General features: G+C 43.1%; 24 protein-coding genes. 10 read left to right on the plus strand and 14 right to left on the minus strand.

All coding sequences use genetic code 11. The features are described from left to right. The 5 genes from AC1W6K_RS10365 to AC1W6K_RS10385 form a co-directional block, all read right to left on the minus strand. On the minus strand, window positions 1–466 hold a 466-nt coding region (locus AC1W6K_RS10365; protein ID WP_481947425.1), incomplete at its 3' end, for a DEAD/DEAH box helicase. Between the two features lie 173 nt (window positions 467–639). After that, the gene (gene lpcA, locus AC1W6K_RS10370; protein WP_481947426.1) at window positions 640–1,218 is read right to left on the minus strand and encodes a D-sedoheptulose 7-phosphate isomerase; all 579 of its coding nucleotides are present in this window, start codon (window positions 1,216–1,218) and stop codon (window positions 640–642) included. A gap of 33 nt (window positions 1,219–1,251) precedes the next feature. After that, window positions 1,252–1,998, minus strand: coding sequence for a TPM domain-containing protein (locus AC1W6K_RS10375; RefSeq protein WP_481947427.1), 747 nt, complete (start codon window positions 1,996–1,998; stop codon window positions 1,252–1,254). Further along, the gene (locus AC1W6K_RS10380) at window positions 1,988–2,413 is read right to left on the minus strand and encodes a TPM domain-containing protein (RefSeq protein ID WP_481720518.1); all 426 of its coding nucleotides are present in this window, start codon (window positions 2,411–2,413) and stop codon (window positions 1,988–1,990) included. The genes AC1W6K_RS10375 and AC1W6K_RS10380 overlap by 11 nt, the downstream gene beginning before the upstream one ends. A 1-nt stretch (window position 2,414) precedes the next feature. Further along, window positions 2,415–3,008 carry a LemA family protein gene (locus AC1W6K_RS10385; protein WP_395784802.1) on the minus strand — a complete coding sequence of 198 codons (594 nt, stop codon included), beginning with the start codon at window positions 3,006–3,008 and terminating at the stop codon, window positions 2,415–2,417. Between the two features lie 137 nt (window positions 3,009–3,145). On the opposite strand from AC1W6K_RS10385, the gene AC1W6K_RS10390 reads away from it, so the two are divergent. Next, window positions 3,146–5,206: a S9 family peptidase gene (locus tag AC1W6K_RS10390; RefSeq protein WP_481947428.1), complete on the plus strand. Its 2,061-nt coding sequence runs from the start codon at window positions 3,146–3,148 to the stop codon at window positions 5,204–5,206. On the opposite strand, the gene prmC is transcribed toward AC1W6K_RS10390, so the two are convergent. Then, on the minus strand, window positions 5,181–6,029 hold the full coding sequence (gene prmC / locus AC1W6K_RS10395; protein ID WP_481947429.1) for a peptide chain release factor N(5)-glutamine methyltransferase: 849 nt from the start codon (window positions 6,027–6,029) through the stop codon (window positions 5,181–5,183). The two genes, AC1W6K_RS10390 and prmC, sit on opposite strands and share 26 nt — an antisense overlap. 130 nt (window positions 6,030–6,159) lie before the next feature. On the opposite strand from prmC, the gene AC1W6K_RS10400 reads away from it, so the two are divergent. Genes AC1W6K_RS10400 through AC1W6K_RS10410 form a run of 3 tightly spaced genes read left to right on the plus strand, consistent with a single transcriptional unit; the run spans window position 6,160 to window position 9,453 of the window. Further along, window positions 6,160–6,723, plus strand: coding sequence for a gluconate 2-dehydrogenase subunit 3 family protein (locus AC1W6K_RS10400; RefSeq protein ID WP_395784805.1), 564 nt, complete (start codon window positions 6,160–6,162; stop codon window positions 6,721–6,723). After that, window positions 6,720–8,432, plus strand: coding sequence for a GMC oxidoreductase (locus tag AC1W6K_RS10405; protein ID WP_481947430.1), 1,713 nt, complete (start codon window positions 6,720–6,722; stop codon window positions 8,430–8,432). The genes AC1W6K_RS10400 and AC1W6K_RS10405 overlap by 4 nt, the downstream gene beginning before the upstream one ends. A 31-nt stretch (window positions 8,433–8,463) precedes the next feature. Then, window positions 8,464–9,453, plus strand: coding sequence for an SMP-30/gluconolactonase/LRE family protein (locus AC1W6K_RS10410; RefSeq protein WP_481947431.1), 990 nt, complete (start codon window positions 8,464–8,466; stop codon window positions 9,451–9,453). Between the two features lie 22 nt (window positions 9,454–9,475). On the opposite strand, the gene AC1W6K_RS10415 is transcribed toward AC1W6K_RS10410, so the two are convergent. Next, on the minus strand, window positions 9,476–10,183 hold the full coding sequence (locus AC1W6K_RS10415; protein ID WP_481720530.1) for a 3-keto-disaccharide hydrolase: 708 nt from the start codon (window positions 10,181–10,183) through the stop codon (window positions 9,476–9,478). A gap of 125 nt (window positions 10,184–10,308) precedes the next feature. On the opposite strand from AC1W6K_RS10415, the gene rimO reads away from it, so the two are divergent. Further along, window positions 10,309–11,631: a 30S ribosomal protein S12 methylthiotransferase RimO gene (rimO, locus tag AC1W6K_RS10420; RefSeq protein WP_481947432.1), complete on the plus strand. Its 1,323-nt coding sequence runs from the start codon at window positions 10,309–10,311 to the stop codon at window positions 11,629–11,631. On the opposite strand, the gene AC1W6K_RS10425 is transcribed toward rimO, so the two are convergent. Together AC1W6K_RS10425 and rpmB are read right to left on the minus strand one after the other, a co-directional pair. Then, window positions 11,628–12,701: a HesA/MoeB/ThiF family protein gene (locus AC1W6K_RS10425; RefSeq protein ID WP_481947433.1), complete on the minus strand. Its 1,074-nt coding sequence runs from the start codon at window positions 12,699–12,701 to the stop codon at window positions 11,628–11,630. The genes rimO and AC1W6K_RS10425 overlap by 4 nt on opposite strands. 64 nt (window positions 12,702–12,765) lie before the next feature. Next, window positions 12,766–13,005, minus strand: a complete 240-nt coding sequence (rpmB, locus tag AC1W6K_RS10430; protein WP_395784811.1) for a 50S ribosomal protein L28 — start codon at window positions 13,003–13,005, stop codon at window positions 12,766–12,768. 137 nt (window positions 13,006–13,142) lie between these two features. On the opposite strand from rpmB, the gene AC1W6K_RS10435 reads away from it, so the two are divergent. Beyond that, the gene (locus AC1W6K_RS10435) at window positions 13,143–14,255 is read left to right on the plus strand and encodes an endonuclease/exonuclease/phosphatase family protein (protein WP_481947434.1); all 1,113 of its coding nucleotides are present in this window, start codon (window positions 13,143–13,145) and stop codon (window positions 14,253–14,255) included. 20 nt (window positions 14,256–14,275) lie between these two features. Then, complete coding sequence (locus tag AC1W6K_RS10440; protein WP_481947435.1) at window positions 14,276–15,595, plus strand: APC family permease; 1,320 nt, start codon at window positions 14,276–14,278, stop codon at window positions 15,593–15,595. Here the strand turns inward: AC1W6K_RS10440 and AC1W6K_RS10445 are convergent. Next, window positions 15,578–16,819, minus strand: a complete 1,242-nt coding sequence (locus tag AC1W6K_RS10445) for a D-alanyl-D-alanine carboxypeptidase (RefSeq protein ID WP_481947436.1) — start codon at window positions 16,817–16,819, stop codon at window positions 15,578–15,580. The genes AC1W6K_RS10440 and AC1W6K_RS10445 overlap by 18 nt on opposite strands. A 63-nt stretch (window positions 16,820–16,882) precedes the next feature. Between AC1W6K_RS10445 and AC1W6K_RS10450 the strand changes: the two genes are divergently transcribed. Beyond that, entirely contained in the window at window positions 16,883–18,301 is a 1,419-nt protein-coding gene (locus AC1W6K_RS10450; RefSeq protein WP_481947437.1) for a high affinity choline transporter 1, read from the plus strand. On the opposite strand, the gene AC1W6K_RS10455 is transcribed toward AC1W6K_RS10450, so the two are convergent. After that, window positions 18,246–18,686: an NUDIX domain-containing protein gene (locus tag AC1W6K_RS10455; protein ID WP_481947438.1), complete on the minus strand. Its 441-nt coding sequence runs from the start codon at window positions 18,684–18,686 to the stop codon at window positions 18,246–18,248. The two genes, AC1W6K_RS10450 and AC1W6K_RS10455, sit on opposite strands and share 56 nt — an antisense overlap. 76 nt (window positions 18,687–18,762) lie before the next feature. Between AC1W6K_RS10455 and AC1W6K_RS10460 the strand changes: the two genes are divergently transcribed. Both AC1W6K_RS10460 and AC1W6K_RS10465 read left to right on the plus strand, forming a co-directional pair. Then, the gene (locus tag AC1W6K_RS10460) at window positions 18,763–19,857 is read left to right on the plus strand and encodes a Nif3-like dinuclear metal center hexameric protein (RefSeq protein WP_481947439.1); all 1,095 of its coding nucleotides are present in this window, start codon (window positions 18,763–18,765) and stop codon (window positions 19,855–19,857) included. 40 nt (window positions 19,858–19,897) lie between these two features. Beyond that, entirely contained in the window at window positions 19,898–20,725 is an 828-nt protein-coding gene (locus AC1W6K_RS10465) for a zinc ribbon domain-containing protein (protein ID WP_481947440.1), read from the plus strand. Window positions 20,726–20,795: 70 nt separating this feature from the next. Here the strand turns inward: AC1W6K_RS10465 and accD are convergent, their stop codons facing one another. The 3 genes from accD to AC1W6K_RS10480 all read right to left on the minus strand — a co-directional run bounded on the left by accD (window position 20,796) and on the right by AC1W6K_RS10480 (window position 25,318). After that, entirely contained in the window at window positions 20,796–21,641 is an 846-nt protein-coding gene (gene accD / locus AC1W6K_RS10470; RefSeq protein ID WP_481947441.1) for an acetyl-CoA carboxylase, carboxyltransferase subunit beta, read from the minus strand. 81 nt (window positions 21,642–21,722) lie between these two features. Then, window positions 21,723–24,647 (minus strand): T9SS type A sorting domain-containing protein, encoded by a 2,925-nt coding sequence (locus tag AC1W6K_RS10475; protein WP_481947442.1) that lies wholly within the window; start codon window positions 24,645–24,647, stop codon window positions 21,723–21,725. A gap of 20 nt (window positions 24,648–24,667) precedes the next feature. Continuing rightward, entirely contained in the window at window positions 24,668–25,318 is a 651-nt protein-coding gene (locus AC1W6K_RS10480; protein ID WP_481947443.1) for an HAD family hydrolase, read from the minus strand. Window positions 25,319–25,457: the final 139 nt, after the last annotated feature.

The following is a 25,457-nucleotide window of genomic DNA, read 5'->3' on the forward strand; positions in this document are numbered from 1 at the left end:
CAAGTACCAAATATTTTACATGAGACAAATCGACATACCCCATATTTAAATGGGCAATCATGCGGCCAGGCGTACACACAACGAGATCTACCCCAGACGTCAACGCATTTTTTTCTGTTGTGAATGAGTTTCCATCACCACCACCATAAACTGGCATGCAACTAACATTAGTGAAGTAACCCAAACCTTCCATATTCCCAGCGATTTGCACGGCAAGTTCTCGGGTAGGTACAATAATCAATGCATTGATATGCGCATCTGAATGATCTTCAGTTAAGATTTTATGGATGATCGGTAATAAAAAAGCGGCTGTCTTTCCTGTACCTGTCTGCGCCGAAGCTAGGACATCTTGCCCAGCTAAAATTGGCTTCATCACCTGCTCTTGAACCGGCGTGGCTGTTTTATAGCCCATGGAATCAATACCCTCTAATAATCTTTCGGCTAAGCCAAGTTCTTTAAATGTCAAAATGAATTATTTAAGACTTTAGACGTTGGACGCTGGACGTTAGACCAATGACAACATGTAAAATCATATGAAATAAATTAGACTTTAGACGTTGGACGCTGGACGTTAGACCAAGTGAAACATGTAAAATCGTTTGTAAAAATTTAATACTTCTAACGTCTGACGTCCAACGTCTAAAAACCCATTTCCTTTTCAATCAACTGAATCAGAATATGAATCACTTTAATATGAATCTCTTGAATGCGATCTGCGTAACCAAAATGGTCCACGCGCACTTCGAATAAGTTTTCGAAGGAGGCCAACTGACCGCCATCTTTTCCCGTTAGTAAAACGACAGCCATGCCTTTGGCTTGCGCAGCTTTTACAGCTTCAATGATGTTTACAGAATTACCGCTGGTTGATAGTCCAAACAACACATCCCCCGCATTTCCTAATCCCTCTATAAACCTAGAGAACACATAATTATACCCAAAATCATTACTTACACAGGATATATGCGAAGGATCCGAAATCGCCATCGCAGCCAAAGCTGGTCGGTTTTCTCGGTAACGGCCCGACAACTCCTCCGCGAAATGCATGGCATCGCAATGGCTTCCACCATTTCCACAAGCAATGATTTTTTTGCCTTGTTGGAGTGCGCCAACCAAACATTTTGCTGCATTTTCGATGGATTGAATTTTAGCTGGATTACTAAAAAACTGATCTAAAACTTGTTGGGCTTCCTGAAGATTGGCTTGAATAATATCTTTCAACTGCTTTTAATTTTGCACAAAGATAGTCATTATTTAAAAATCCCCACCGGCTCCGCCACCACCGAAATCTCCGCCTCCAAATCCGCCAAAATCAAATCCGCCGCCGCCTGAAGAACCTCCCCGATCAAAGCCCCCTCCACCAAAGAAAACAGGAGGGAAAAACATTCCACCTCCATGTGAGCCAGGACCAGAACCACCATTGCGGTTACGATACGCGTTAATTAAAGTAAGAACTACAAAAACAAGTACAATGATAACAACAACCGGAATTCCTTCTGGATCAGTAGAACCCTCTGACTGGAATTGTCCAGAGGCGCGTTGCATCATCTCAGTCGTCGCTACATCCAACCCGCCGTAATAATCACCCCGTTTAAAATAGGGTTTCAGAATTCGATTAATGATTCGTTTACACGTTGCATCCGGTAAAACATCCTCAATTCCACGTCCCGTCACAATCCGAATCTTCCGATTGTTCATAGAGACCAAAATCACTACGCCGTTATTCTTATCTTTTTGGCCAACTCCCCACGTTTTACCAATCGCAATCGCGTAATCGTAGGGATCTGAATTACCTATTGTGGGGACCAATACAATCGCAAATTGTGTGGAAGTAGTATCCGCATAACCGCGTAGCTTTTGTTCCAATTGTTGGACTTCATCCGACTTCATTAAACCAGCCTGATCTAATACATAACCATTGGGTTTGGCAGGAATATCCTGTCCGAAAACCTGCAGATTAATTAATATCAAGCCAATATATAACCAAACTCTATTCCCCATACGAAAGCTCATCCGACAATTCATTCACATCTTCCCGTTGGTACGGAAAATAAACAGCTAAGGCCTCTCCAATACGGCGAACGCCTAAAGCAAGACCCGCACCATACTCGTTTTTAGCTAATAAAGGACGCATCTCATCCCGAATGGTTTCCCAAAATTCGACAGGAACGTTTGCATCAATTCCTTTATCTCCTATGATCGAGAACTTCCGATCTTTGACAGCTAAATACACCAAAACACCATTCTGCAAATCAGTTTGGTGCATGCCTAATTGAAAAAAGAGCACCTTCGATCGCTCGATTGGGTGCCCTTCGCAATGACTTTCCACATGCACACGAATCTCTCCAGAAGTCTTTTTTTCGGCCTCCTGAATCGCTTGAATAATTTCCGCTTCGTGTGTTGCGCTTAACTGCATCTTATTTCTTCTCGTCGAAATTAACCTCAGGTGCTTTTTCAGAACCTGCCTCCGCTTGGAAAAATCCTTTCTCAGCAAAACCAGAGAACGAAGCAATTAAATTGCTTGGGAAGGTTACTATGATGGAATTGTAGTTTTTTACCGACGTATTAAAGCGATCACGCTCTTCTTTGATGCGGTTTTCAGTACCCTCCAATTGTGCTTGCAATTCAGAGAAATTTTCTGTCGCACGCAATTGTGGATAATTTTCTGTCACAACCAAAAGTCGCGATAGAGCACCACTCAAACTACTTTGAGCCGCTTGATATTTTTGTAAATTTTCTGGACTCAAATCTTTCGCATCCAATTTCATTTGTGTAGCCGATGCACGCGCTTGAATTACCGCAGTCAATGTCGACTTTTCAAAATTAGCTACTCCCTGTACGGTTTTAACCAAATTAGGAATCAAATCCGAACGTCTTTGGTACGCACTCTGTACATTTGCCCAAGAAGCCTTTACTTCCTGATCACTTGTGGCCATGCTATTTCTCGATCCAATCCCCCAAAAAATCACCAAAGCAATTACGCCTAAACCAATCCAAATTTTCTTGTTCATCGTTTTAAAAATTAAAGGTTTTTTGTACCCGCAAAGATATGCATATAAACAGTTTCCCTACGAATTTTTCCATCAAAATGCTTTTTCAAGGATAAACGTTCCTTTTCCCTCCATAAATTTATTTTTATCTTGCCGCCATGTTACAAAATCTTCCCAATCCGCCACGCGCAACTGAAATTCCACACGTATTAACGATACATGGTGACTGCCGACAAGACCCCTATTTTTGGCTAAATAATCCTGAAAATCCCGCAGTCATCGACTACCTCACGCAAGAGAACGCGTATACCGAAAGTGTACTCAAGCCTACAGAAGCATTACAAAACGAGTTATTTGAGGAAATGAAGGGACGGATGGTTGCCGACGAGCAATCTGTTCCCTATTTCAATGGCAAAGACTGGTTCTACCACCGCTACGAAACCGGTGGCGAATACCCACTCTACTGTCGGAAAAAAGGGAATCTAGACGCGCCAGAGGAAATACTTTTGCATGGGAACCAACTCGGAAAAGACGAAGCGTACTTCGCCGTAGGCGGTTTGGCATTATCCGACAATGACCAAATTCTGGCTTATGCCACCGATACGGTGAGTCGGCGCAATTACACGGTTTACTTTAAAAATATGCTAACGGGTGAATTACTCACCGACAAAATCGAAAATACCGAAGGGGGATCCTATGCGTGGTCGGCAGATTCGAAATACTTCTTCTACCTACTGCGTGACCCACAAACTTTACTGGCCTCCAAGGTACTCCGCCATCAAATAGGGGCCGATTCCTCGCAAGATGTGCTCGTTTATGAGGAAAAGAACGAGGAATGTTACATGGGGCTGAGCAAGAGCAAGTCGAAGGAATATATTTTTAGTGTGTCGAGCCAACAAGGCGTTTATTCGGAATACAGGATATTAAAGACAGATAACCCAACGGGGTCTTTCGAGGTATTTCAGCCAGGCGAACGTGGATTGGAATACTTTATTGAACACCAGGCGGATCGTTTTTTGATTCGAACAAATTTTCAAGAGGCGACCAATTTTCAATTAATGGCTTGTGGGGTGCACGGCAAAACGGACAAGTCTAAATGGCAAACCGTGGTTGCCCATCGCCCCGATGTTTTCCTAGAGGATTTTGATGCAACGACAGAATGGATTGCCTTGGAAGTTAAGACAAATGGACTATCCCAAATTCAATTCATTCTGGGGGATTCGAACGAATTCATCCGCATGGATGAAGCCGTTTTTCAAGTCAATATTGGCATAAATACCCATTATCGGAGTCATACCCTTCGGTATAATTACACGTCTTTAACCTGTCCAAATTCAGTTTTGGAATACGATGCAACTACTAAAATATCAACCTTGTTAAAGGAGGATCGGGTACTTGGGGGATTTGACAAGAACGCATATGAGTCAGAACGCCTCTGGGCCACGGCGCGGGATGGCGTAAAAGTGCCTATTTCGTTGGTCTACAAAAAAGGCTATCAAAATGGCCCCTTATTACTTTATGCCTACGGTTCGTATGGCTACAGTATGGATCCTTATTTTTCTTCTAGTCGTTTGTCATTGTTGGATCGTGGATTTGCTTTTGCCATCGCGCACATTCGAGGCGGGCAGGAAATGGGACGGCACTGGTATGAGGACGGGAAAATGATGCAAAAAATGAACACGTTTACTGATTTCATTGATTGCGGGAAACATTTAATTTCAACGAACAAAGTAGATGCCAAACGTTTATTCGCACAAGGCGGATCTGCGGGCGGGATGTTGATGGGCGGAATCATCAACATGGCACCCGAATTATTTGCGGGAGTCATTGCTGCAGTGCCATTTGTGGATGTGGTCACGACGATGTTGGATGAAACGATACCGTTGACAACTGGCGAGTGGGAAGAATGGGGAAATCCGAAAAATGAAGAACATTACCACTACATGAAATCGTATTCGCCGTATGATAATGTGGTCGCACAAGATTATCCGCATCTTTTCGTCACCACGGGATTACACGATTCGCAAGTACAATATTGGGAACCTGCCAAATGGGTCGCAAAACTGCGAAAATTAAAAACCGATGATACGATCTTATTGCTCGACTGTGATATGTCGGCCGGTCACGGTGGTGCCTCTGGACGATACAAACGCTTCAAAGATATTGCGAAAGACTTTGCGTTTTTGATTGGTATTAATGAGACGATCGTTGCGCGATAAGCATGCGATCGTTACCGTGAAAATCTTTAACTAATTGAATATTTTCAAATCCTTGAGCTTCCGCAAGTGCAACATTTTGTGCGCCAAAAGCCCGGTTGATTTCAAAACAAAGATATCCTCCGGGCATTACACGCGCCTGAGCCATCTCGCCAATCACCCGATAAAATTTCAATGGATCTGCATCTGGAACAAATAAAGCGAGATGGGGTTCGTGGTCTAACACATGTGCTTCCATCTCAATTTTTTCACTTTCCAATACATAGGGTGGATTTGAAACAATGATATCCCACATTTGTTCTACTGTTTCCCAAGCAAAAACATCCTGTTGCTTAAAAATTACGCGGGCTCCTAATTGTTCCGCATTCTCTTGTGCTATTTCAATCGCCTCGGATGCCACATCCCACGCTGTCACCCGCGCGTGCGGCGCCTCTAAAGCTAGGGTAATTGAGATGCAACCAGATCCGGTTCCTACATCAAGTATATGTTTTTCTTTATTGCCTATTAGCTTTAAAACCTGACTCACTAATTCCTCTGTTTCCGGCCGTGGAATCAGCGTAGCGGAATTCAAGGAAAATAGTCGGTCGAAAAAATAAGCCTTCTCTGTCACGTATTGTAGGGGTACCCCAGCGGATAAGCGCGCTAAATCAGCTGCAAAATTGGCCGGCTCCTCCACCACTTTATCCATCAGAATTTCCAAGGTATTCACACCACACTTCATGCTCAAATAAGCATGTGCAATAGCCCTCGCCTCTACAACGGAATATTTAAAAACAATTGCTTGTTGGATTTGTTGAGATAATGCGTTTACTGATACAAGAAACATACGATTAATTTCGTTTGTCTGTGGGATGAAGCTTTGCCAAACCTTACAGGATTGGCAAAGCTAAGGAACAATAAGTTATTTGGCAACGTGAAAAAATATCCTATATTTGAAGCGTAAAATTTAATTAACTATGAACTTAAACAGACGGAAAGCCCTTGAACGGCTTAGCATCTTGATGGGTGGCATGATTTCTGCCCCCGCTTTGGCTGGTATTCAGGGACAAAAATCGCATCCCACTTTTGTGCAATTCAATGCTACACAAGAATCACTCGTAGCTGAAATCGCCGACATTATCATTCCTACAACCGATACACCAGGAGCTAAAGCGGCTGGCGTGGAAAAATTCATATTGCGTGTCGTGCAAGATTGTTACCCAGAAGCAAGCCAAAAAGTATTTGCAACTGGTTTGGCAAAATTAGATGCCGATTGTCAATCACGTTTCGGAAAGGGCTTTACTGAAGCAAGCATTACCCAGCGTAAAGACGCACTAACAACATGCATGTTAGAATCCGATGCCGCACGAAAAACGGCAAAGGGCCAACCGACCTTCTTCTTCATGATTAAGGAATTGACAACCACTGGTTATTTTACATCTGAAATCGGAGCAACCAAAGCATTGGATTACCTTTCGATTCCAGGCAAATTTGACGGCTGCATGCCATTATCTCCAACTCAAAAAACGTGGGCACTATGAATCTGAATATTGACGCAATCAAAGCCATGACCTATGACGCTATTGTGATAGGATCTGGCGTTTCTGGTGGCTATGCCGCTAAAGAATTAACCGAAAAAGGCATGCGAGTTCTTGTCCTGGAAAAAGGCAAGAAATTCGACCACGTTACTGCCTACGAGCCTAGCTATAAAGATCCATGGGATTTTAAATACAATGGTCTATTGACCAATGAGCAAAAAGCGTCTCACCCTAAACTTTCCCGCGACTATCCCTACAACGAGATGACCGAGAAATATTGGATGAACGACTCCGATGCCCTTTACAAAGAAGTTAAACGATTCGACTGGTTCCGTCCCGATATCGTAGGAGGAAAATCCATCATGTGGGGTCGCCAAACCTACCGCTTATCTGACATTGACTTTGAAGCTAATCTAAAGGACGGCATCGCGGTTGACTGGCCAATTCGCTACAAAGACATCGCCCCTTGGTATTCATACGTAGAAAAACACGTAGGTATCTCAGGTGAAGCTTTGGGATTACCACAATTACCCGATTCTGAATTCTTGAAACCAATGGACATGTACTGCGTAGAAAAAGAAGTACGCCAGCGCATTGAAAAGAATTTCCCAGGTCGGAACATGACGATTGGTCGGGTGGCCAACTTATCTGAAGCCAAAGAAGCTCAATTAAAAATTGGTCGCTCAGCGTGCCAGTATCGTAATAAATGTAGACTAGGTTGTCCTTACGGTGCCTATTTCAGTACGCAATCATGTACGTTACCTCCTGCAGCTAAAACAGGCTTGTTGACACTTCGCCCAGATTCAGTGGTTTCTGAAATTTTGTTCGATAACGCCAAGCAAAAAGCAACTGGTGTACGCGTTATCGATACGGTAACCAAAGACGTCCGTGAATATTTTGCAAAAATCATCTTTGTTTGCGGATCTACCGTAGCAACTACCGCTTTGTTACTAAACTCAAAATCATCCCGTTTCCAAAATGGATTAGGCAATGATTCAGGTGAGTTAGGGCACAATTTAATGGATCACCATTTCAAAATTGGCGCATCAGGAACTTGGGAGGGTGATGAAGATAAATATTACATTGGCCGACGGGCGAATGGAATTTACATACCACGCTACCGGAATATCGGAAATGACAAACGCGATTACCTTCGTGGATTTGGATTCCAAGGAGGTGGATCAAGAGCTAGTTGGAATCGCGGTGCAAATGACATGAGTTTTGGCGCTGATTACAAAGATACGATGACGAAACCAGGCCCATGGATGATGAACTTAAGCGGATTCGGAGAAACACTTCCGTATCACGATAACAAAATGTATTTGGATCCGACAGATAAAGATAAGTGGGGAATTCCACTTGTCGTTTTCGATGCTGAATTCAAAGAAAATGAGAAAAAGATGCGGAAGGATATGATGGAAGATGCCAAAGAAATGTTGGAAAGCGCAGGCTTGAAAAACGTTCGCGCATTCGACAACGGTTCTTACCCAGGTATGGCTATCCACGAAATGGGAACAGCACGTATGGGCCGCGATCCTAAAACCTCTGTGTTAAATGGAAATAACCAATTGCACGGCGTAAAGAATGTATTCGTAACGGATGGAGCTTGTATGACCTCAACGTCATGTGTCAATCCTTCACTGACTTATATGGCCTTAACCGCTCGAGCAGCTGATTTCGCAGTCAAAGAAATCAAAAAACGTAATCTTTAATTAAATGGGCTTCGGCCCATTTTTTTGTACCATGAAAAAAATATTAGGAACCATAGGCCTCATGACATTAGGACTAAGCGCAATGGCACAATACCCAACAATAGGGAAAATCCACCGCTATGACGCGGCACTGGATGCCTTAATAGACACAACAGCCAAAATAGAAATTGTGGCTAAAGGATTTACGTGGTCGGAAGGTCCCGTTTGGGTGAAAAAAGAAGGGTATTTGCTCTTCACAGATGTACCCGAAAATACCATTCATAAATGGACAGAAGCCAAAGGACTCGAGGTTTTCCTCAAGCCGTCAGGTTACACGGGATCGGGCGTTTACTCAGAAGAGCCCGGAGCAAATGGATTAATCATTAATTTGAAAGGCAATTTGGTCTCATGTGAACATGGGGATCGTCGGATTGCCGAAATGCCCCTAAAGCGTCCCGATCAGAAAAAAACATTGGCGCACCTGTTTGAGGGCAAGCAACTAAACAGCCCAAATGATCTCGTGCAAAAGAAATCAGGCGACTATTATTTTACGGATCCACCCTACGGATTGCCTGGCCGAGGAAAACCAGAACCTGCCAAAGAACTTGATTATCAAGGCGTATATCGAATCAATACGAAAGGGGAAATCAGTTTACAGATCAAGAACTTAGGCCGACCGAACGGTCTGGCATTCAATCCTGATGAAAGCATTTTGTATGTGGGAACCTCCGAACGCCCGACGCTCATTAATGCCTATCCAGTGGATAATGAGGGGAATTTAGGCGAAGGTAAATTGTTTTTTGATGCATCAGAATTGGCTAAGCAAGGTATACGAGGTGGCTACGATGGCATGAAAGTGGACGCAAAAGGAAACGTCTGGACTACGGGTCCAGGGGGCGTTTTGATCATCAATTCATCCGGAAAATTACTAGGCCGAATCGCGACAGGAAACGGAAATTCCAATGTGGCTTTTGGTGGAGCGGATGGAAAGTATTTATTCATCACCTCCGACATGAACTTACTTCGTGTAAAAATAAAATAGGGGGCTTATGCCCCCTATTTCTTTATAATTCTTTAATCTTAATATTTCGGTACCAAACTGGATTTCCGTGATCCTGCAAAGCAATACGTCCTTGCATATTCACACCAAAACCTGGCATCGTTTTGAATTTAGAGCCGGCAACCATCGCCTTCCAATTCGCATCATCCGTGCGTGTCTCCACTACTTTTGATCCATTCAAATATAATTGCAATAAACCGCGATTGTTCACAATACGTGCCGTATTCCACTCACCTACAGGCTTAGTGACATTGACAGATGATTTGATTAAATCATACAAATCACCCGAATTATGCTTGTTGATTTTCCCATCTGGATGACCTGCATCGTCTAAAACCTGCATTTCAGGTCCTGTATTATAGGTACTGCGGTACTTTATCGGATCTTCCGTTACATTGAAAATGATTCCACTATTGCCGTTTGGAGAAATTTTCCAATCCACCGAGAAATCATAATTTACATAGGCCGCATCCGTAATTAAATCACCGCCGTCTTTTTTAGCTAAATCAAAGCCAATAACACCTTCCATAATTGTCCAAGAGGCACCTACTTTACCGGGTTTGCCGTAGGTATGCCAACCGTCAAATGTTTTTCCGTCAAACAATAATTTGAACCCAGCTTTCTTTTCTTGCCTCGAAAGCGTGTTTACTGATTGCCCGAATGCCATCAAACCCGATGCCATACAAGCACAAAATAATATCATTTTTTTCATGTGAATAAATAAGTTTTTGAACTGCAATACTAAAAAAAGAAATCAATACTTGTATCCCTCGACCCAATAATTCCAGAGAAACCCTCCAAATTTATTTGTAAATTGCACGCTTATTCAATAAACGTATGAAAACCAAAGTAAGTCCGAAGCCATCCATTAACATCGTAACACTCGGTTGTTCGAAGAATCTCGTTGATTCCGAAGTATTATTTACGCAGCTAAAGGGCAACGGCATTGAAGTTACACACGAAGCCAAAAAAGATACCGCAAACATTGTCGTTGTCAATACATGTGGATTTATCGATACCGCCAAACAAGAATCAATTGATACCATTTTACGCTATGCAGATGCCAAAGAAGCAGGCAAAATCGACAAATTGTATGTAACAGGCTGTTTATCACACCGTTACAAAGATGATTTAGAAAAAGAAATTCCAATGGTCGATTCGTTCTTTGGGACAAATGAATTACCTCGTTTATTGAAAGCATTAAAAGCTGATTATAAGCATGAGCTGGTAGGCGAGCGTTTATTAACCACCCCAGCGCACTATGCCTATTTGAAAATTGCAGAAGGCTGCGATCGCCCATGTAGTTTTTGCGCCATCCCATTAATGCGCGGCGGACACGTGTCGCGTCCCATGGCTGAATTAGTCAAAGAAGCGACGTCATTAGCTAAAAAAGGAACAAAAGAATTAATCCTTATAGCCCAAGATCTGACTTTTTACGGATTGGATTTGAAGGGTGAAGGAAAATCAGGCCGACAATTAAAAGAATTGTTGGAACGTTTATCCGACGTTCAAGGCATCGAATGGATTCGCCTACAATACGCATATCCAGCAGGTTTCCCGATGGAGATTTTACAAACGATGGCTGAGCGTGAAAATATTTGCAACTACCTAGACATGCCACTTCAAAGTGGATCCGATGCCATGTTGAAACACATGCGCCGTGGAATCACGCGTGAAAAAACGGAGCAACTTATCACAGATATCCGCGATAAAGTGCCTGGAATCGCCTTGCGAACTACGCTAATCTCTGGTTATCCGGGCGAAACGGAAACTGATTTCGAAGAAACCTATTCCTTCGTAGAACGGATGCGTTTTGACCGATTAGGGATCTTTAATTATTCACACGAAGAAAATACCCATGCGTATCTAGTGGAAGATAATGTGCCTGAAGAAGTGAAGCAAGAACGTTCTGATGAGATTATGGCGCTCCAACAAGGCATTTCAGAGGAACTGAATCAAGCTAAAATCGGAAAAACCTTTAAAGTGATGGTGGACCGGAAAGAGAGTGGTTTCTTCGTAGGTCGAACGGAGCATGATTCCCCAGAGGTGGATAATGAAGTCTTAATTCTAGCCGCACAATATGCCCGACAAGGAGATTTTGTTCAGGTGAAAATCAACAAAGCAGAGGAATTTGACTTATACGGTGATATCGTTTCTTAGTATCGCGGAATGGACTTATCCACTTCCCGTGACCAAGCATCTATCCCACCAGCCACATTCAGTAGATTCGAGAAGCCTTGCGCTTGCAAATGTTTGAGCACATACATGGAGCGCATGCCATGATGGCATAAAACGACTCCTTTAGCTTCCCTAGGAATTAGACCTATTTGCAGCGAATTCATCGGCATTTGAATCGAGCTAGGTAAACTAGCTAAATCCCACTCAAACGGCTCCCGAACATCCAGTATAAATTGAATATCGCCCGTTTGTAAACGAGAAGCAGCTTCCAAAGCGGAAATTTCAATGACCTCGACATGTTTGGTCGGGAAAATTTGTTCAACCGCATTTGCAGATCGTTCCATCCGAAACATCTGCATGCGCATACTGCGGACGTCCCAACGAAGCAACTGATTTTGCGCGGGGGAATCCATGCCACTCAAATAAAATATAGCTTCTTTAGCTTGCATTAAACCCAACATCCCCGGTAAAAAACCAAGTACACCTGCCTCGTCGCAGTTTGGAATCTCACCAGCACTAGGTTCTTCTGGAAATAAACAACGGTATGTAGGGCCCACTCCAAATGCATTACAAACCGCCAATTGCCCTTCCCACGTATGAATCGCCGCATAAACAAATGCCTTACCAAACTTCACGCAACTATCATTAATTAAATAACGCGTTTCAAAATTATCTGTGCAATCAATGACGAGATCGACATCGTTAACAAGCGTATGATTTGCCAACGAAAATTTCGCTGCAATTGCCTCCACAGACACATGCGGATTCAAGGACTCGACAAAAGCTTTGGCTAACAACGCCTTCGATTGCCCCACCTGATCCGTTCGGTAGATGGTTTGTCGGCCTAAATTACTCAACTCCACATCATCATGATCCACAATCGTTAGTTGGCCCACCCCAGCCGCAGCCAAGTAAGGAATGACCGCCACACCCAAACCCCCAGCCCCAATAACTAACACATGGGCATTTTTAAGGCGTACTTGCTTGGCTGCATCCCATTCAGGAATAGCGAGTTGTTTTTGGTATCGATTGGTTTCTTCGTGCGTCAACATGGGCAAATAAAAAAAGCCTCCTTGGTTTCAAGGAGGCTAATTTCGGTAAAAATCTTGATATATTTTAGATCGATAAAGTACCCTTACGAGCCGCAGCGATTAAAGTCTTCTCGAAACCGTTTTTGTTGATTGTACGAATTGCTTTTGCACATACTTTCATACGTACCCAAACACCTTCAGACTCCAAGAAAAACTTTTTAGTATGCAAGTTTGGATAAAACTTACGCTTTGTCTTGTTATTCGCGTGAGATACGTGATTACCCACTTGAGTTTTCTTTCCAGTTAATTGACAAACCTTTGCCATAATATGTTCTTTTTAAAATTGAATGCGCTGTAAAAACTATTTCCCCTAAAAGGGATTGCAAAAGTAGGAAATAAATTGAAAAATCCCAAAGGTCTTTACAAAATTTATAAAATGCATTTCAATGTGTATCTTTGGTCATGGTAAAGCGCAAGCAAGAAGAACCTGTATTAACTAAAATCGTCTCATCCATCATCTGGTTGGGGACTTTGCCTTTGTGCCTTTACACGCTCCTCACCTACTTATTGAGTTATTCTTTAGTCATCGATCACTGGTTAGCTGGTTTTATCATGATGACCTTGCCTTACGCGCAAATCCTATGTTTTATCTCGTTGGTTTACTGGATTTTTCGTCGGGCCAAACGCGCTTTACTTCCCCTGCTCGTTATAGCGCTCGGATACAGTTTTATTCAACGTAGTTTTTCGTGGAATACACCCGTCAAATCTCCGAAATCAGCGATTCGCGTAATGAGTTACAATGTATATGGGATGTATTCCAATAGCTTTGAAGCGAATAAAGAGAAGGTGAAAAACTTGAAAAAATTTATGTTGGACCACGCGGCCGACGTAAAATGTTTCCAAGAATTTTATTCCCATGCGGATCGGAAAGCGTATCGGACGATCAACATGATGAAGGAAAATTATCCGCATTACGCTTTTATCCCCTTAAAGGAAGAATTATTTGATACCAATGAAAAAATGGGACTTGCCATCTTTTCAAAATACCCCATCATTCATCAAGAAGGAAAGCAATTTGGGAATTCGGCTAACGGTTATTTATATGCTGATATTGTTGCGAAAAAAGACACCTTTCGAATTATCAACGTACAACTTTGGTCGATGGGTATTCGCGTCGGGAAGGTGACAGGAAAAATCAGGGATCAAGATTATGAAGATGCCAAACGTGAAGGGCGGGGTATCGTCGCATCCTTGCGCAAGGGATTTATCCACCATAAAGATGAAATGACTCAGATTAATCGACTTATCCAACAAAGCTTATATCCGGTTATTTTAGTCGGGGACTTGAACGAGACGCCGTATGGCTGGGCGTATGGAACATTACGGGAACGTTTGAAAAACTCGTTTGAGGAAGCGGGACGCGGATTTGGTTTTACCTTAAATCGAAGTCCCTATTTAGTTCGGATTGACAACCAATTCTGCTCGACGGAATGGCAAGTCACACAATTTAGAACGCTACGAAATGTTAGCTATACAGACCACTTTCCGGTTATCGCGGACTACACGTTAAAATAGTTTATTTTTGCTTCATACAAATGAAGAAAAATTCAACAAATCAACTCTGGAAAGTATTAGGCACCAGCTTTAGCATCGCCGTTACGATAGGTGGCACCGTGGGCACAGGCATATTGCGCAAACCAGGGCCCATTGCAGAGCAATTACACAATCCCTTACTTATCATCGTTTTATGGATAGCTGTGGCCATCTATGCACTTTTAGGTGTGAGTTGCGTTTTGGAATTAAGTTTATCTATCCCAAAAGCTGGCGCTTGGTATGGATATGCAGAACGCGCATTTGGTAGGTATATCGGATTTATGGTGGGCCTAAGTTCTTGGCTCGGAACCGTAAGTGCGCTAGGATTCGGCTCCTACACGTTTAGTGAATATTTAGGGCTTTTGATTCCCGCATTAGAACCCTATGTAATCTATTGTGCGATAGGGATTTTGGTTGTGTTGTGGAGTTTCCACCAGTTGGGCGTCATCCTGGCTGGCCGGTCACAAGAATGGCTAAGTGGAATTAAAGCAGTCGCTTTACTACTTTTTATTGGAATCTGTTTTCGGTATGGCGATGGGGGTGTTTGGGCCGAAAATGCACCAATTCCAAGTCAGAGTACCCTCTGGTCGGGTATTTTAGCTGCCCTACTATCCATTTTCTATGCATTTGACGGTTGGCATACCGCTGCTTATTTCACGGAGGAAAATAAAGACCCCGTAAACACCATGCCCAAATCCATGTTTATTGGTGTCATCTTAGTAGCCATTATCTATGTTTTGATCAATGCGGGGATATTATACACGATGTCACTTGCCGATTTAAGCCAAAGCAAATTAGCGGCTTCTGACGCAATTGGGCACTATTTTGGACCGGGAGCTGGTCGATGGATAACCACTTTTTTAATGCTCAGTATCCTGGGAATTTTAAATACACAGGTCATGTTTGCTCCGCGGGTAATTTACTCCATGAGCCGCGATGGCTTATTTTTTCCGCAAGCTTCACGTGTGAATGCGGCAGGTAGCCCAACCTTTGCCACGCACTTGACGGTGGGAACTGCCTGTTTATTTTTGTTTAGTAGCAAGGCTATTAGTGACCGACTTTCAGACATTGCAACCTTCTTTTTTGTGGCTAGTTATTTGGCAGGGTTTGCCTCGTTAATTCGATTGCGAAAAATTGAACCTGAGCTTCACAGACCATATCGCGTATGGGCCTATCCATTTTTGCCCTGGTTATTGGTATTTATTTCAACTGCATTTCTGGTGGGGACTTTGGTGCAAAACTTGAGTAGCCTACCCTTCGTAGGACTATTCATGCTCGTCAGTTATGGAATTTATACATTCGTTTTAACGCAGCGCGTTTAACAACGTAATCACATCCGCCTTACTTGCAGCAACCGACCGATTGGCCAAATTTGATAGGATACTAAATCGGTACATCTTGCCTTTGGCATCCTGGTAAAAACCAGAAAGATCATACGTATTACCAAATGAGCCCGACTTAGCCCAAGCCGTTCCGTGATGGAGTTTAACATTGCGCATCGTACCTGATCGTCCTGATTGCGGCAATAACACTTTCAATTTTTCCATGGAAACCTCATTTTCCAATTCCCGTAGGATCTGAATCATGTCTGTTGGCCGCACCAAATTATAGCGCGACAAGCCCGAACCATCCACCCAGCGGAGGTCGGCAACCACCAAATTTTCCTTTTTTAATTGCTCAATAATTTTGGCAGTGGGCCCTGTCCAACCACGCTTCGCGGCGATTAAATACAACAATTGTTCCGCAATTTGATTGTCACTGGTATACATCATGGGAACAATCAGACTGTCGACGAGTCCCGCATACTGGATTTTTGCGGCAGCAGGTATAGTACGCATTTTTGTTACAACCGACTTATGCAACGTATCAGCCAATAAACGGGCCGTTAATTCCACTGAGGTGATATATGGGATGGCTTGTTTTGCATACGCACTCGTATCGGGCAAATCTAGGTGATTGGAATTACGCGCACGCAACACATCTTTTTGCCTTGTTATTCGAATATCTTGGCTAAATAATTTAGGTGAAATCTGCCAAATACCTTCCGTTTTTTGTACGCTGATTTGATTGTTGTAAAGCGGCAACAACGAAATTTCGGCTGAATAATCATCGTTATAATCATCCCAAGCCCAGCCATCGCCCATCGCTTTTACATGACGTGCATCGTCTGCGTAAATGAGTACTTTCGCGCTTGCTTGTAATTTTTTTAATAAGGCATCGCCCTTTAATTTGGGATGCATCAAACTGGGATCACCCGTTCCCCAGAAAAACAGGGTATCAGCGGTTTCATGGTATTTGAATGACGGAATGGAATCGGAAAGATTTCGTTTGGTGAGGAGCATGGTGGCCAACTTCATATTGGAAGCGGGCATAAAGAACTGGTCAGCCTGATACGTAAAAACAGTATTTCCTGTGGCAACTTCTTCAATGAATACGCCACTGAATTGATTAGGAAGCGAAGTGGAATGAAAGGCTTTTTTGACGCGAAGCGAGGTGCATGAACTTAAAAAGGCCAACAAAACTATGAGGTAGGTTAATTTAGTCATGCATCAAATTTGGTCTTTAAAGGTACCAAAATTTCTGTATTTTCGCGTTTTCGCTCTGTGTAGATGCTCATCGGATTTGTTGTTTTTTACCTTCTTTTGAACTTGGTCGTTGGCTGGTGGGCCAGTCGGAAAGTCCATACTGCTATCGATTTTGTGCTTGCAGGTCGTTCCTTGCCGTATGCCTTGGCCACGATGGTCACTTTTGCAACCTGGTTTGGATCTGAAACATTACTCGGTGCGCCACGCGAATTTGTCCATGGCGGCGTTTTATCTATTATCGAAGAGCCATTTGGTGCAGCACTTGGTTTACTAATTGTGGGCATGATCTATGCCAAAAAACTTTATCCCCTCCCCGTCCTTACCTTCAGTGATTATTTCCGAATTCGGTTTGGAGGACTGTCGGAAAAGCTTTCAGCGCTCGTGATGATACCCTCGTATTTTGGTTGGATCTCTGCGCAGTTGGTGGCCCTAGGATTGACAATGCATTTATTACTCCCAATTTCCACAGAATGGGGCATTGTGATCGGTGCTGCTTTGGTGATGACGTATACGTTGATGGGTGGGATGTGGTCGATTTCAATCACCGACTTCCTGCATAATTTAATACTGATTGCCGGGCTTTTGTTTTTAGCCTATTTAATGTGGGAAAAGATTCCTAATTGGCAGGTATTTTTAGCCGAGCAACCCAACGGTTTTTTCCGCTTTACCCCAAAAGAAAATACGACGACATCCTGGCTAACTTATCTGGCGGCATGGATTACGATTGGGTTTGGGAGCATTCCGCAGCAGGATATATTCCAACGGGTGATGTCGGCCGCCTCCGGAAAAATCGCGGCTAAAGCCAGTATCACTGCCGGCATCATGTACATTTCAATCGCATTATTGCCCTTGCTGATTGCCCTCGTGGGAGTGCGTTTATATCCGGAATTGTTGCAGGACGATATGCTGTTGATTCCGAATTTGGTGATGAAGTTTACGCCTTATGCGATGCAGATATTGTTTTTAGGCGCCTTATTATCAGCCTTATTAAGCACGACAAGTGGCGCTATTTTAGCTCCTGCGAGTGTTTTGGGTGAGAATCTTTGGAAGCCTTTATTAAAAAATCCGTCAGATAAATCGGTCTTATTGGTCATCCGAATATCGGTGGTTGTGGTGACGGGGGCTTGTATATTGATGGCAATCAGCCGACAAAACATTTTTGAGCTCGTGGGAGAAGCGTCAGCGTTTAGTTTGGTTTCACTGTTTATTCCGCTGAATGCGGGATTGTGGTGGAAACGTGCTAGTGCGATGGGCAGTCACTTAAGTATGTTGGGTGGTTTATTTATCTGGGCCTACTTTCATTTTATGGCACCCACGGAAATTCCGTCGATTTGGTATGGCTTATTGGCCAGTGGATTGGGGTTGCTTTTCGGAACTTACGTTTGGCCTAATCGATCCAAGGCTGATCGATCGTCCCCACGTATCTCCCCTGCGACTGAGTAAAGATTAAATCTTGCAGTTCTAGGCCTACATTAGGGTATAAATGAATTTCATGTAATTGGGATACGGGCAACCAAACAACCTCGAGGGCCGTCGTTTCATTCGTTTGTATAACGGGAATGCCCCCTAAAATTTCCCCAGAAAACACGATATGAAGTGATTCGGGGCGTGTTTCCGTGGCTTGAATCTCCCCCATCAGCATTAGTGGGCCTACTTCAACATCGATTCCAAGTTCTTCCAAACATTCGCGTGCCACGGTTTCCGGGAAAGATTCTCCTGGATCTGTATTTCCGCCAGGCAAATTATAAATGAATTGCGTACCGTACTGGTACTTCATGACTAAAACGTGATTGTTTTCGAGGATAACTAAGGCGGGTCTACAACGCATGTGCTACTTAAATACTTGTCGAAATATACATTAATTTTTTTATTGTCTACCTTTGTCTGTCCTAAAACACAATGGTATGCTGGTACACGATATATGTTCATCCATGGAAACATGGGCGCCACTCGCTTGGCAAGAATCCTATGATAATTCAGGTTTATTGACAGGTAACCGTTCGCAAAAAGTCACGGGGGTCTTGGTCAGTTTTGATTGTACGGAGGCTGTTGTCGAAGAGGCAATAGCCAAAGGATGCAATATGATTGTGGCGCATCACCCCATTTTATTTAAGGGAATTAAGCAACTGACGGGGAGAGATTATGTGGAGCGGACGCTCATTTTAGCTATCAAAAACGATATTGCGCTTTATGCGTCGCATACTAATTTAGATCATGCGCCTAAAGGAGTCAGCTATCAGTTGGCGCAAAAACTAGGTCTTCAATCCGGTAAGGTCTTGCGTCCGATGCGTGATGCCTTGCGCCAACTCACCTATTTTGTTCCTGAGGCGGATGCGGAGAAAGTTCGCGCAGCGTTGCATGCGGTGGGAGCTGGAAATATTGGCGAATATTCAGCGTGTAGTTTTTCAGGCGCGGGAACCGGTCGGTTCACCCCATCAGATACCGCCAATCCCACCATCGGCCAGGTCGGCAAATCAGAAGAGGTCGCAGAGTTAAAAGTGGATATGTTATATCCCAAACACCTCGAATCAACCGTAATAGGCACACTTTTCACGTCACACCCCTATGAGGAGGTTGCTTATTTTGTAACATCCTTGGGGAATTCGTGGCAAGATGTGGGCGCTGGCTTTGTTGGTGAATTACCTCAGGCCATGTCATCGAGCGAATTTACATCGTACGTAAAAGAAAAGCTTGGATTGACCACTTTTAGACATACGCCTTGGTTGGGTAAATCAATCAAACGAATTGCCTTGTGCGGGGGAGCGGGAAGTTTCTTATTGGCCGATGCCATTCATACACAGGCAGATGTCTACATCAGTGGTGATTTTAAATATCATGAGTTCTTTGATGCAGAAAATCACTTGACGATCTGTGATATTGGGCATTATGAATCCGAAGTCATGATAAAGGATGCAATCCATGAATATTTATCAAATAATTTTAGTACTTTTGCCGTTCTGAAAAGTATGACCCAGACCAATCCTGTGAGTCTTGCTTAGAGATTAGAGCGAATTAATATTTTCAAACGCAACAATAATAATGGCTACAGTTACCGAAACTACAATTGCCCAAAAGTTAGAAGCATTATTAAAGCTTCAAACCATTGATTCAGCCTTAGACAATATCAAGAAAGTACGAGGTGATTTACCTGAAGAGGTTCGTGATTTAGAGGATGAGATCGCAGGTTTAGAAACACGTTTAACCAAATTTCAATCTGAAATAGCGTCATTCGAGGAGCAAATCGCGAATTACAAAGTTTCTAAAAAGGATTCTGAGAAGCTTATTGTGAAATACAAGGAGCAACAAATGAATGTTCGTAACAACCGTGAATTCGAAGCTATTTCGAAAGAGGTTGAATTACAAGGGTTAGAAATGGAGATTGCAGACAAGCGTATCAAGGAAATCGATTTCAAAATTTTGAACAAAAATGATGAGATTGCTGGGGTAGAATCCAATTTATTTGAACGCAAAAAAGACCTTGAGATTAAGCAAAAAGAACTTGAGGTAATCATTAGCGAAAGCGAAGAAGACGAGCAAAAAGGATTGAAAGATCGTGAAAAAGCGTTGAAGAGCGTGGATGGACGCCTATTGAAATCCTACGAAAAATTACGTGGGAATGCGATTAATGGCTTGGCGGTTGTTTTAGTAAAGCGTGGCGCTTGTGGTGGGTGTTTCAGTTCTGTTCCTCCGCAACGTCAAACAGATATCAAAGACAAGAAAAAAATAATCGTTTGCGAACATTGCGGACGTATATTGGGTGGAGTTGAAGATCCAATTCCAGCACCGGAAAAAGAGAAAAAACCGCGTGGAAAAGCTGCAATTGCAGCTGCCGCTGCAGCTACTGCAGCAGCAACATTCGCAGAATAATTCGCGTTAGAACACAAAAAAACCTGATGATTAATTTCATCAGGTTTTTTTTATAGCTTTTAATTAAAGCTTATTTCTTGAGCATGGCCAGCAAAGCTCCTAGTTTGTCCTTCATCTCCTTACGGTCTACGATGAAATCCAAAAATCCGTGATCCAAAACAAAGTCGGCACTTTGAAAACCTTTTGGCAAATCCTTTCCTATCGTCTCTTTAATGACACGTGGTCCAGCGAAACCAATCAACGCACCAGGTTCAGCAATATTAAAATCACCTAGCATCGCGAATGAAGCGGTTACTCCACCGGTGGTGGGATCTGTCAACAATGAGATGTAAGGTATTTTAGCTTCGGCTAATAAGGCTAAGCGAGCCGATGTTTTCGCCATTTGCATTAAGGAGAAACCTGCCTCCATCATGCGCGCTCCACCTGAACGCGAAATCATCAAAAAGGGTGTTTTTGTTTTTATCGAGTAATCAATTGCGCGTGAAATTTTCTCTCCTACGACAGATCCCATCGAACCTCCAATAAAACTAAAATCCATAGCCGCAATCGTAATAGGTAGGCCATTCATTTCACCATAGGCTGCGCGTACGGCATCTTTTAAGCCTGTTTTGTCCTCTGTAGCTTTAACTCGGTCCGTATATTTTTTCGTATCCGTAAAATTCAATGGGTCACCAGAACTCATCATGGGATCGATTTCAGTGTACCTAGATTGATCGAACAACAGCTCAAAATATTCTTGTGAACCTATTTTTTCGTGGTAATTACAGCTTGAACAGGTAAAAGCGAATAAGCGGTGCTCACGTGTGTGAAGCGCTTTTTTACACGATGGACATTGGTACCAAAGGCCATCTGGAGAATCACGTTTAAACTCTGTAGGGGTTTGAATCCCTTTATCCTTTCGCGTAAACCAAGACATAATCAATTTATTAAATGATACCGATTACTCGGATGAACTGCAAAGGTAATTAAAAAGCTTCGCAAGGAAAAAACCACCTGGCTATTTCACTAAAATCACACGCCGATTAATTACCCGTTTTTCTGTTCTAAGCTCAATAAAATACGAACCAACTGCTTGTTCGCTTAGGTCCAACAAATAATCTAGTTGGCCTTGAACAGGTATTGTTTCCGGGCGTAACATGACTTTCCCCTGCATATCCAATACACGCAGCATCACAATGCGTTCATCACGCGCTAAGCTTGCTTGCACGCGCAGTCGGCCATTCGTTGGATTTGGACTGAGCGTAACACCTTCCCCTAACGCACTCGGCTCATTACTTAAAATAACAATGGTAATCGCATTCGACTCTCCCGTGGCACAAACAGCATTCACCTGCGCCTTCACCGTGTAGGTGCCCGGTTCACTAACTGTCAAGGTGGAAGAGCTTTGGCCTGGAATCACGTTACCATTAAGTAACCAAATGAAGGTTACCCCCGGATATTCAGAAGTAACGGAAAGGACTTGCTCCGACTGCTTAAATAAAAATGGCACATTAAAGGCACATTTTTGGACTTCAGAACAACCGTTGGCATCTACTTTGGCACCTGCAGCTGTACCTAAACATTTATCTATGGAATCATCTACGCCGTCTTTGTCTAAATCAACAGGAATAATTGGCTCTTGAATCTTTAAATTATCGACCGACCAGCCCCAGCCATGCGCACCTACATCCGCATGCAAACGGAAACGAATAAGCACTTGATCTCCCGATTTAAACTTCCCGGAGGAAAGTAAATTGATTTCACGACTTCTGATAAGTGCCGCTGTGGGAGTTGCCGTTGAATTACCCTCATTATCTACCGCACTATTCCAGGCATTTAACCAGATGGAATTCGCATTTGAATCCCAACCATTGGTAAAATTAGACCAGGTTAAACCTCCATCATTTGACCCTTGCACAATCACATAATCGAAGAAGCTCCGGTTAATGGTTCCATTTGAATTCAAAAATGCCTCACCAGCTTCACCAGGCTCCACTAACACAATTTCATCAAAACTCATGATAGACTTTCCAGGATTGATCTTAATTGGTTTCAGTAAAACGGCATCTGAATTCGTGAATCTATCAGTTCCATTTCCTCCATCGTATGATTCTTCCGAGCCATCGGCGTATGGATGCGCAGTTTGCAATGCGGAAGTTGAAAATCCAGCCGCCGTCCCAATACGCATGCCCTTCAAGTAGAAATCAGTTGAATTCGAATCAAAGGATTGTATGTACGTAGTCTCTACGGGTAAAATCCCCAAAACTTTAACTTCATAATACCCGCTACTAGGACTTGTAACTGTATTTAAGGCCTTGGCGGCATCTTGAACAACGACCCGATATTTTAAAACATCTCCAGCTTTAATTTCACCAGCAGTAAAATTAAAGGAATTTGAAAAGCTCGTAGTTGTACCTGCCACTAATTGAAAATCTTTACGCTTTAGTGGACCATTATTGATCGCGTATTCCATATAAACCGCACTCAAGCCGATATTATCGGATGCCAAAAGCGTAGTCAGTGGAATCGTAGACTGCGAAGAAAAGATGTAGTTAAGTCGGTTTGCGTATACCATTCTAGGTTTCACCGTATCTACACCAATATTAAACTCGAAAAAACTGCCAAAATTTGTGTTTGCAATGACCGGGGCCTCAGCAGGCGCTGTGATCTTTTTCCCCGACGGCTCATTCGCCATCCAATAATACCGCACATTCCGATCTCCCGAAGCCGGAGGCAATTTATAGGTATAGGTATTTCCAGTTCGCGTCAATGGCATCGATGTGGCCGATAAAATACTTTTGTTTACGGAGAGCATTAATTTGACCGAGTTCTCAGCCAATATGGTATCCGAATAGACCACGGCAGAGATGGAGATATCTGACGTTGTATTTTCTGAATCAGGTAAATCGGAGCCGATGATGTTTGTGGAAAACCAACCGAAATCAGCGAAGGCGGATGTTACGATTGGGCCAACTTGTGGCGTAATCTCACCTCGCGCAATTTGAGGTGTCATAAGTGAGTTTGGGTCACCTACTTTATACGTGGCTTGATCAACGTGGTACACGCTTGAACCTGCTGCATAGGTTCGTGGGGAATATAATAAAGCAGGTGATTTCCCATTATTTTGAAGAATTTTAGGGGAGGTTAGTTGAAGTTCAGTCGAGGTAATCGCCGTCTTTAATTCAAGAGATGGATTGGGCATTTTAGTTGTATCTGTAACGGAAACACCTGTACCTGTTTGAACAAACTGATCAAAAATTCCAGGAAGGCCATAGCTTCCTTCACTTTGATCATCACTTAATCCAAGCTGTCCGATAAACCCGAGACCATGCCCAAACTCATGTAAAACCACAGAAAATAGGTCAATTTGATTAGGAGAAGGTACCCCTTCTGTATTAATATACCAATCTGAAAAATCAGAATTGAACGTCGCGAAAACATCCGGATCTGTTCCATTTAAGTTGCGATGCGACATCTTTTCGGCTAATGCGATGGGATACCACGTATTTAGCCGATTGCTACCAGCAAAATTACGTACCACAGTGGAAGCACCAGCACTACCTAAAACACCAGCAGCCAGAGATCGCCAGCGAACAAAAATCTGAATAGGTACGTCCGAGATAAGCGTGTTTGCCCATACGCCTGCTGCTTTTTCAAAAACTGCTTTTACATTGGCTGGCGGTAGCGTTTCATAGGACACGACTACCTGTGTCGAACTTTGAGAGCCTTGTGTAGAAAACGTAGCCATGCCAGACCGTTTCTTTGACTCTTCTAAAATTCGCTTGGAATAACCTTCTGGCAATTCGCGGTGAATTCCCGACTTTTCCGGGGTATATTCTTCGACTTGTTGGCCCGGCTTAAATTCCATTGGGAAGCTTTTTTGCCCCGAGACAGAAACTGCCACACAGCAAAAAACAAGCACGAAAAAGTAAAATCTTTTCATATGATAAAATTAAGCACGCATCAATGATAATTAACTAATGTTTCAAATAATTGCCTAAAATTTGGCCGCACGACATCCGTATGTGCCAGTTCCGCTGGACTGTGCGACGTGGTGATACCTATAACCCGCATGCCGGCCGACTGCCCCGCTGCGATGCCTTGTAAGGAATCTTCAATTACCCAGCATTGTGCGGGTTCAACCCCTACAAGGCTAGCCGCCTTCACGTATATTTCAGGATCTGGTTTCCCTTTGCGCACTTCTGCACCGCCGATAATCGCATCGAATTGATCTCGAATTCCAAGACCATCCAAAATAAAATCAATATTTCCCGGCCCAGCAGATGTAGCTAATGCCGTTTTAATTCCATGAGAGCGTAATGTTTGGAGAAACTCCAACAACCCTGGTGCGGGATTAATGTGATCTCGGTAAAAATCCCGGTAAATGAGCTCTTTTTCTTCCTCGAGTACCTCAATTTCAGCTCGTGACATCTCCCGCTTATAAAACCATTCAAAAGTATCTTTGGAATTCATCCCGTTTAATTCCTGATAAAAAATCTCACGCGTCAACGGTATATTTTTACGTTCGCAAAAAAGCAACCAAGCATCTACGTGATAGGGCAAGTTATCCACCACCACACCATCCATATCAAAAAGTACCGCTTGGAAATTCATAGCTTATACCTCTAAAGTTAATCCGTCAAAGGCCAAGTGTACATGAGGAGGCAACTCTTTTTCAACCTCTGCATGCAAACCCATCATGTGACTGATGTGGGTTATATAGGCCTTTTCGGGCTTTATTTTTTCAATTACC

Source organism: Aquirufa sp. (assembly GCF_964796385.1).

Coding starts and splice junctions, on each gene's coding strand:
- rpmB (WP_395784811.1), bottom strand. CDS start 13,005: ATGGCAAAGGTTTGTCAATTAACTGGAAAGAAAACTCAAGTGGGTAAT.
- AC1W6K_RS10405 (WP_481947430.1), top strand. CDS start 6,720: ATGAATCTGAATATTGACGCAATCAAAGCCATGACCTATGACGCTATT.
- AC1W6K_RS10450 (WP_481947437.1), top strand. CDS start 16,883: ATGCTCATCGGATTTGTTGTTTTTTACCTTCTTTTGAACTTGGTCGTT.
- AC1W6K_RS10445 (WP_481947436.1), bottom strand. CDS start 16,819: ATGACTAAATTAACCTACCTCATAGTTTTGTTGGCCTTTTTAAGTTCA.
- accD (WP_481947441.1), bottom strand. CDS start 21,641: ATGTCTTGGTTTACGCGAAAGGATAAAGGGATTCAAACCCCTACAGAG.
- AC1W6K_RS10435 (WP_481947434.1), top strand. CDS start 13,143: ATGGTAAAGCGCAAGCAAGAAGAACCTGTATTAACTAAAATCGTCTCA.
- AC1W6K_RS10400 (WP_395784805.1), top strand. CDS start 6,160: ATGAACTTAAACAGACGGAAAGCCCTTGAACGGCTTAGCATCTTGATG.
- AC1W6K_RS10390 (WP_481947428.1), top strand. CDS start 3,146: ATGTTACAAAATCTTCCCAATCCGCCACGCGCAACTGAAATTCCACAC.
- AC1W6K_RS10480 (WP_481947443.1), bottom strand. CDS start 25,318: ATGAATTTCCAAGCGGTACTTTTTGATATGGATGGTGTGGTGGTGGAT.
- AC1W6K_RS10385 (WP_395784802.1), bottom strand. CDS start 3,008: ATGAACAAGAAAATTTGGATTGGTTTAGGCGTAATTGCTTTGGTGATT.
- AC1W6K_RS10460 (WP_481947439.1), top strand. CDS start 18,763: ATGCTGGTACACGATATATGTTCATCCATGGAAACATGGGCGCCACTC.
- prmC (WP_481947429.1), bottom strand. CDS start 6,029: ATGTTTCTTGTATCAGTAAACGCATTATCTCAACAAATCCAACAAGCA.
- AC1W6K_RS10455 (WP_481947438.1), bottom strand. CDS start 18,686: ATGCGTTGTAGACCCGCCTTAGTTATCCTCGAAAACAATCACGTTTTA.
- AC1W6K_RS10375 (WP_481947427.1), bottom strand. CDS start 1,998: ATGGGGAATAGAGTTTGGTTATATATTGGCTTGATATTAATTAATCTG.
- AC1W6K_RS10440 (WP_481947435.1), top strand. CDS start 14,276: ATGAAGAAAAATTCAACAAATCAACTCTGGAAAGTATTAGGCACCAGC.
- AC1W6K_RS10410 (WP_481947431.1), top strand. CDS start 8,464: ATGAAAAAAATATTAGGAACCATAGGCCTCATGACATTAGGACTAAGC.
- AC1W6K_RS10425 (WP_481947433.1), bottom strand. CDS start 12,701: ATGTTGACGCACGAAGAAACCAATCGATACCAAAAACAACTCGCTATT.
- AC1W6K_RS10415 (WP_481720530.1), bottom strand. CDS start 10,183: ATGAAAAAAATGATATTATTTTGTGCTTGTATGGCATCGGGTTTGATG.
- AC1W6K_RS10465 (WP_481947440.1), top strand. CDS start 19,898: ATGGCTACAGTTACCGAAACTACAATTGCCCAAAAGTTAGAAGCATTA.
- AC1W6K_RS10475 (WP_481947442.1), bottom strand. CDS start 24,647: ATGAAAAGATTTTACTTTTTCGTGCTTGTTTTTTGCTGTGTGGCAGTT.
- rimO (WP_481947432.1), top strand. CDS start 10,309: ATGAAAACCAAAGTAAGTCCGAAGCCATCCATTAACATCGTAACACTC.
- AC1W6K_RS10380 (WP_481720518.1), bottom strand. CDS start 2,413: ATGCAGTTAAGCGCAACACACGAAGCGGAAATTATTCAAGCGATTCAG.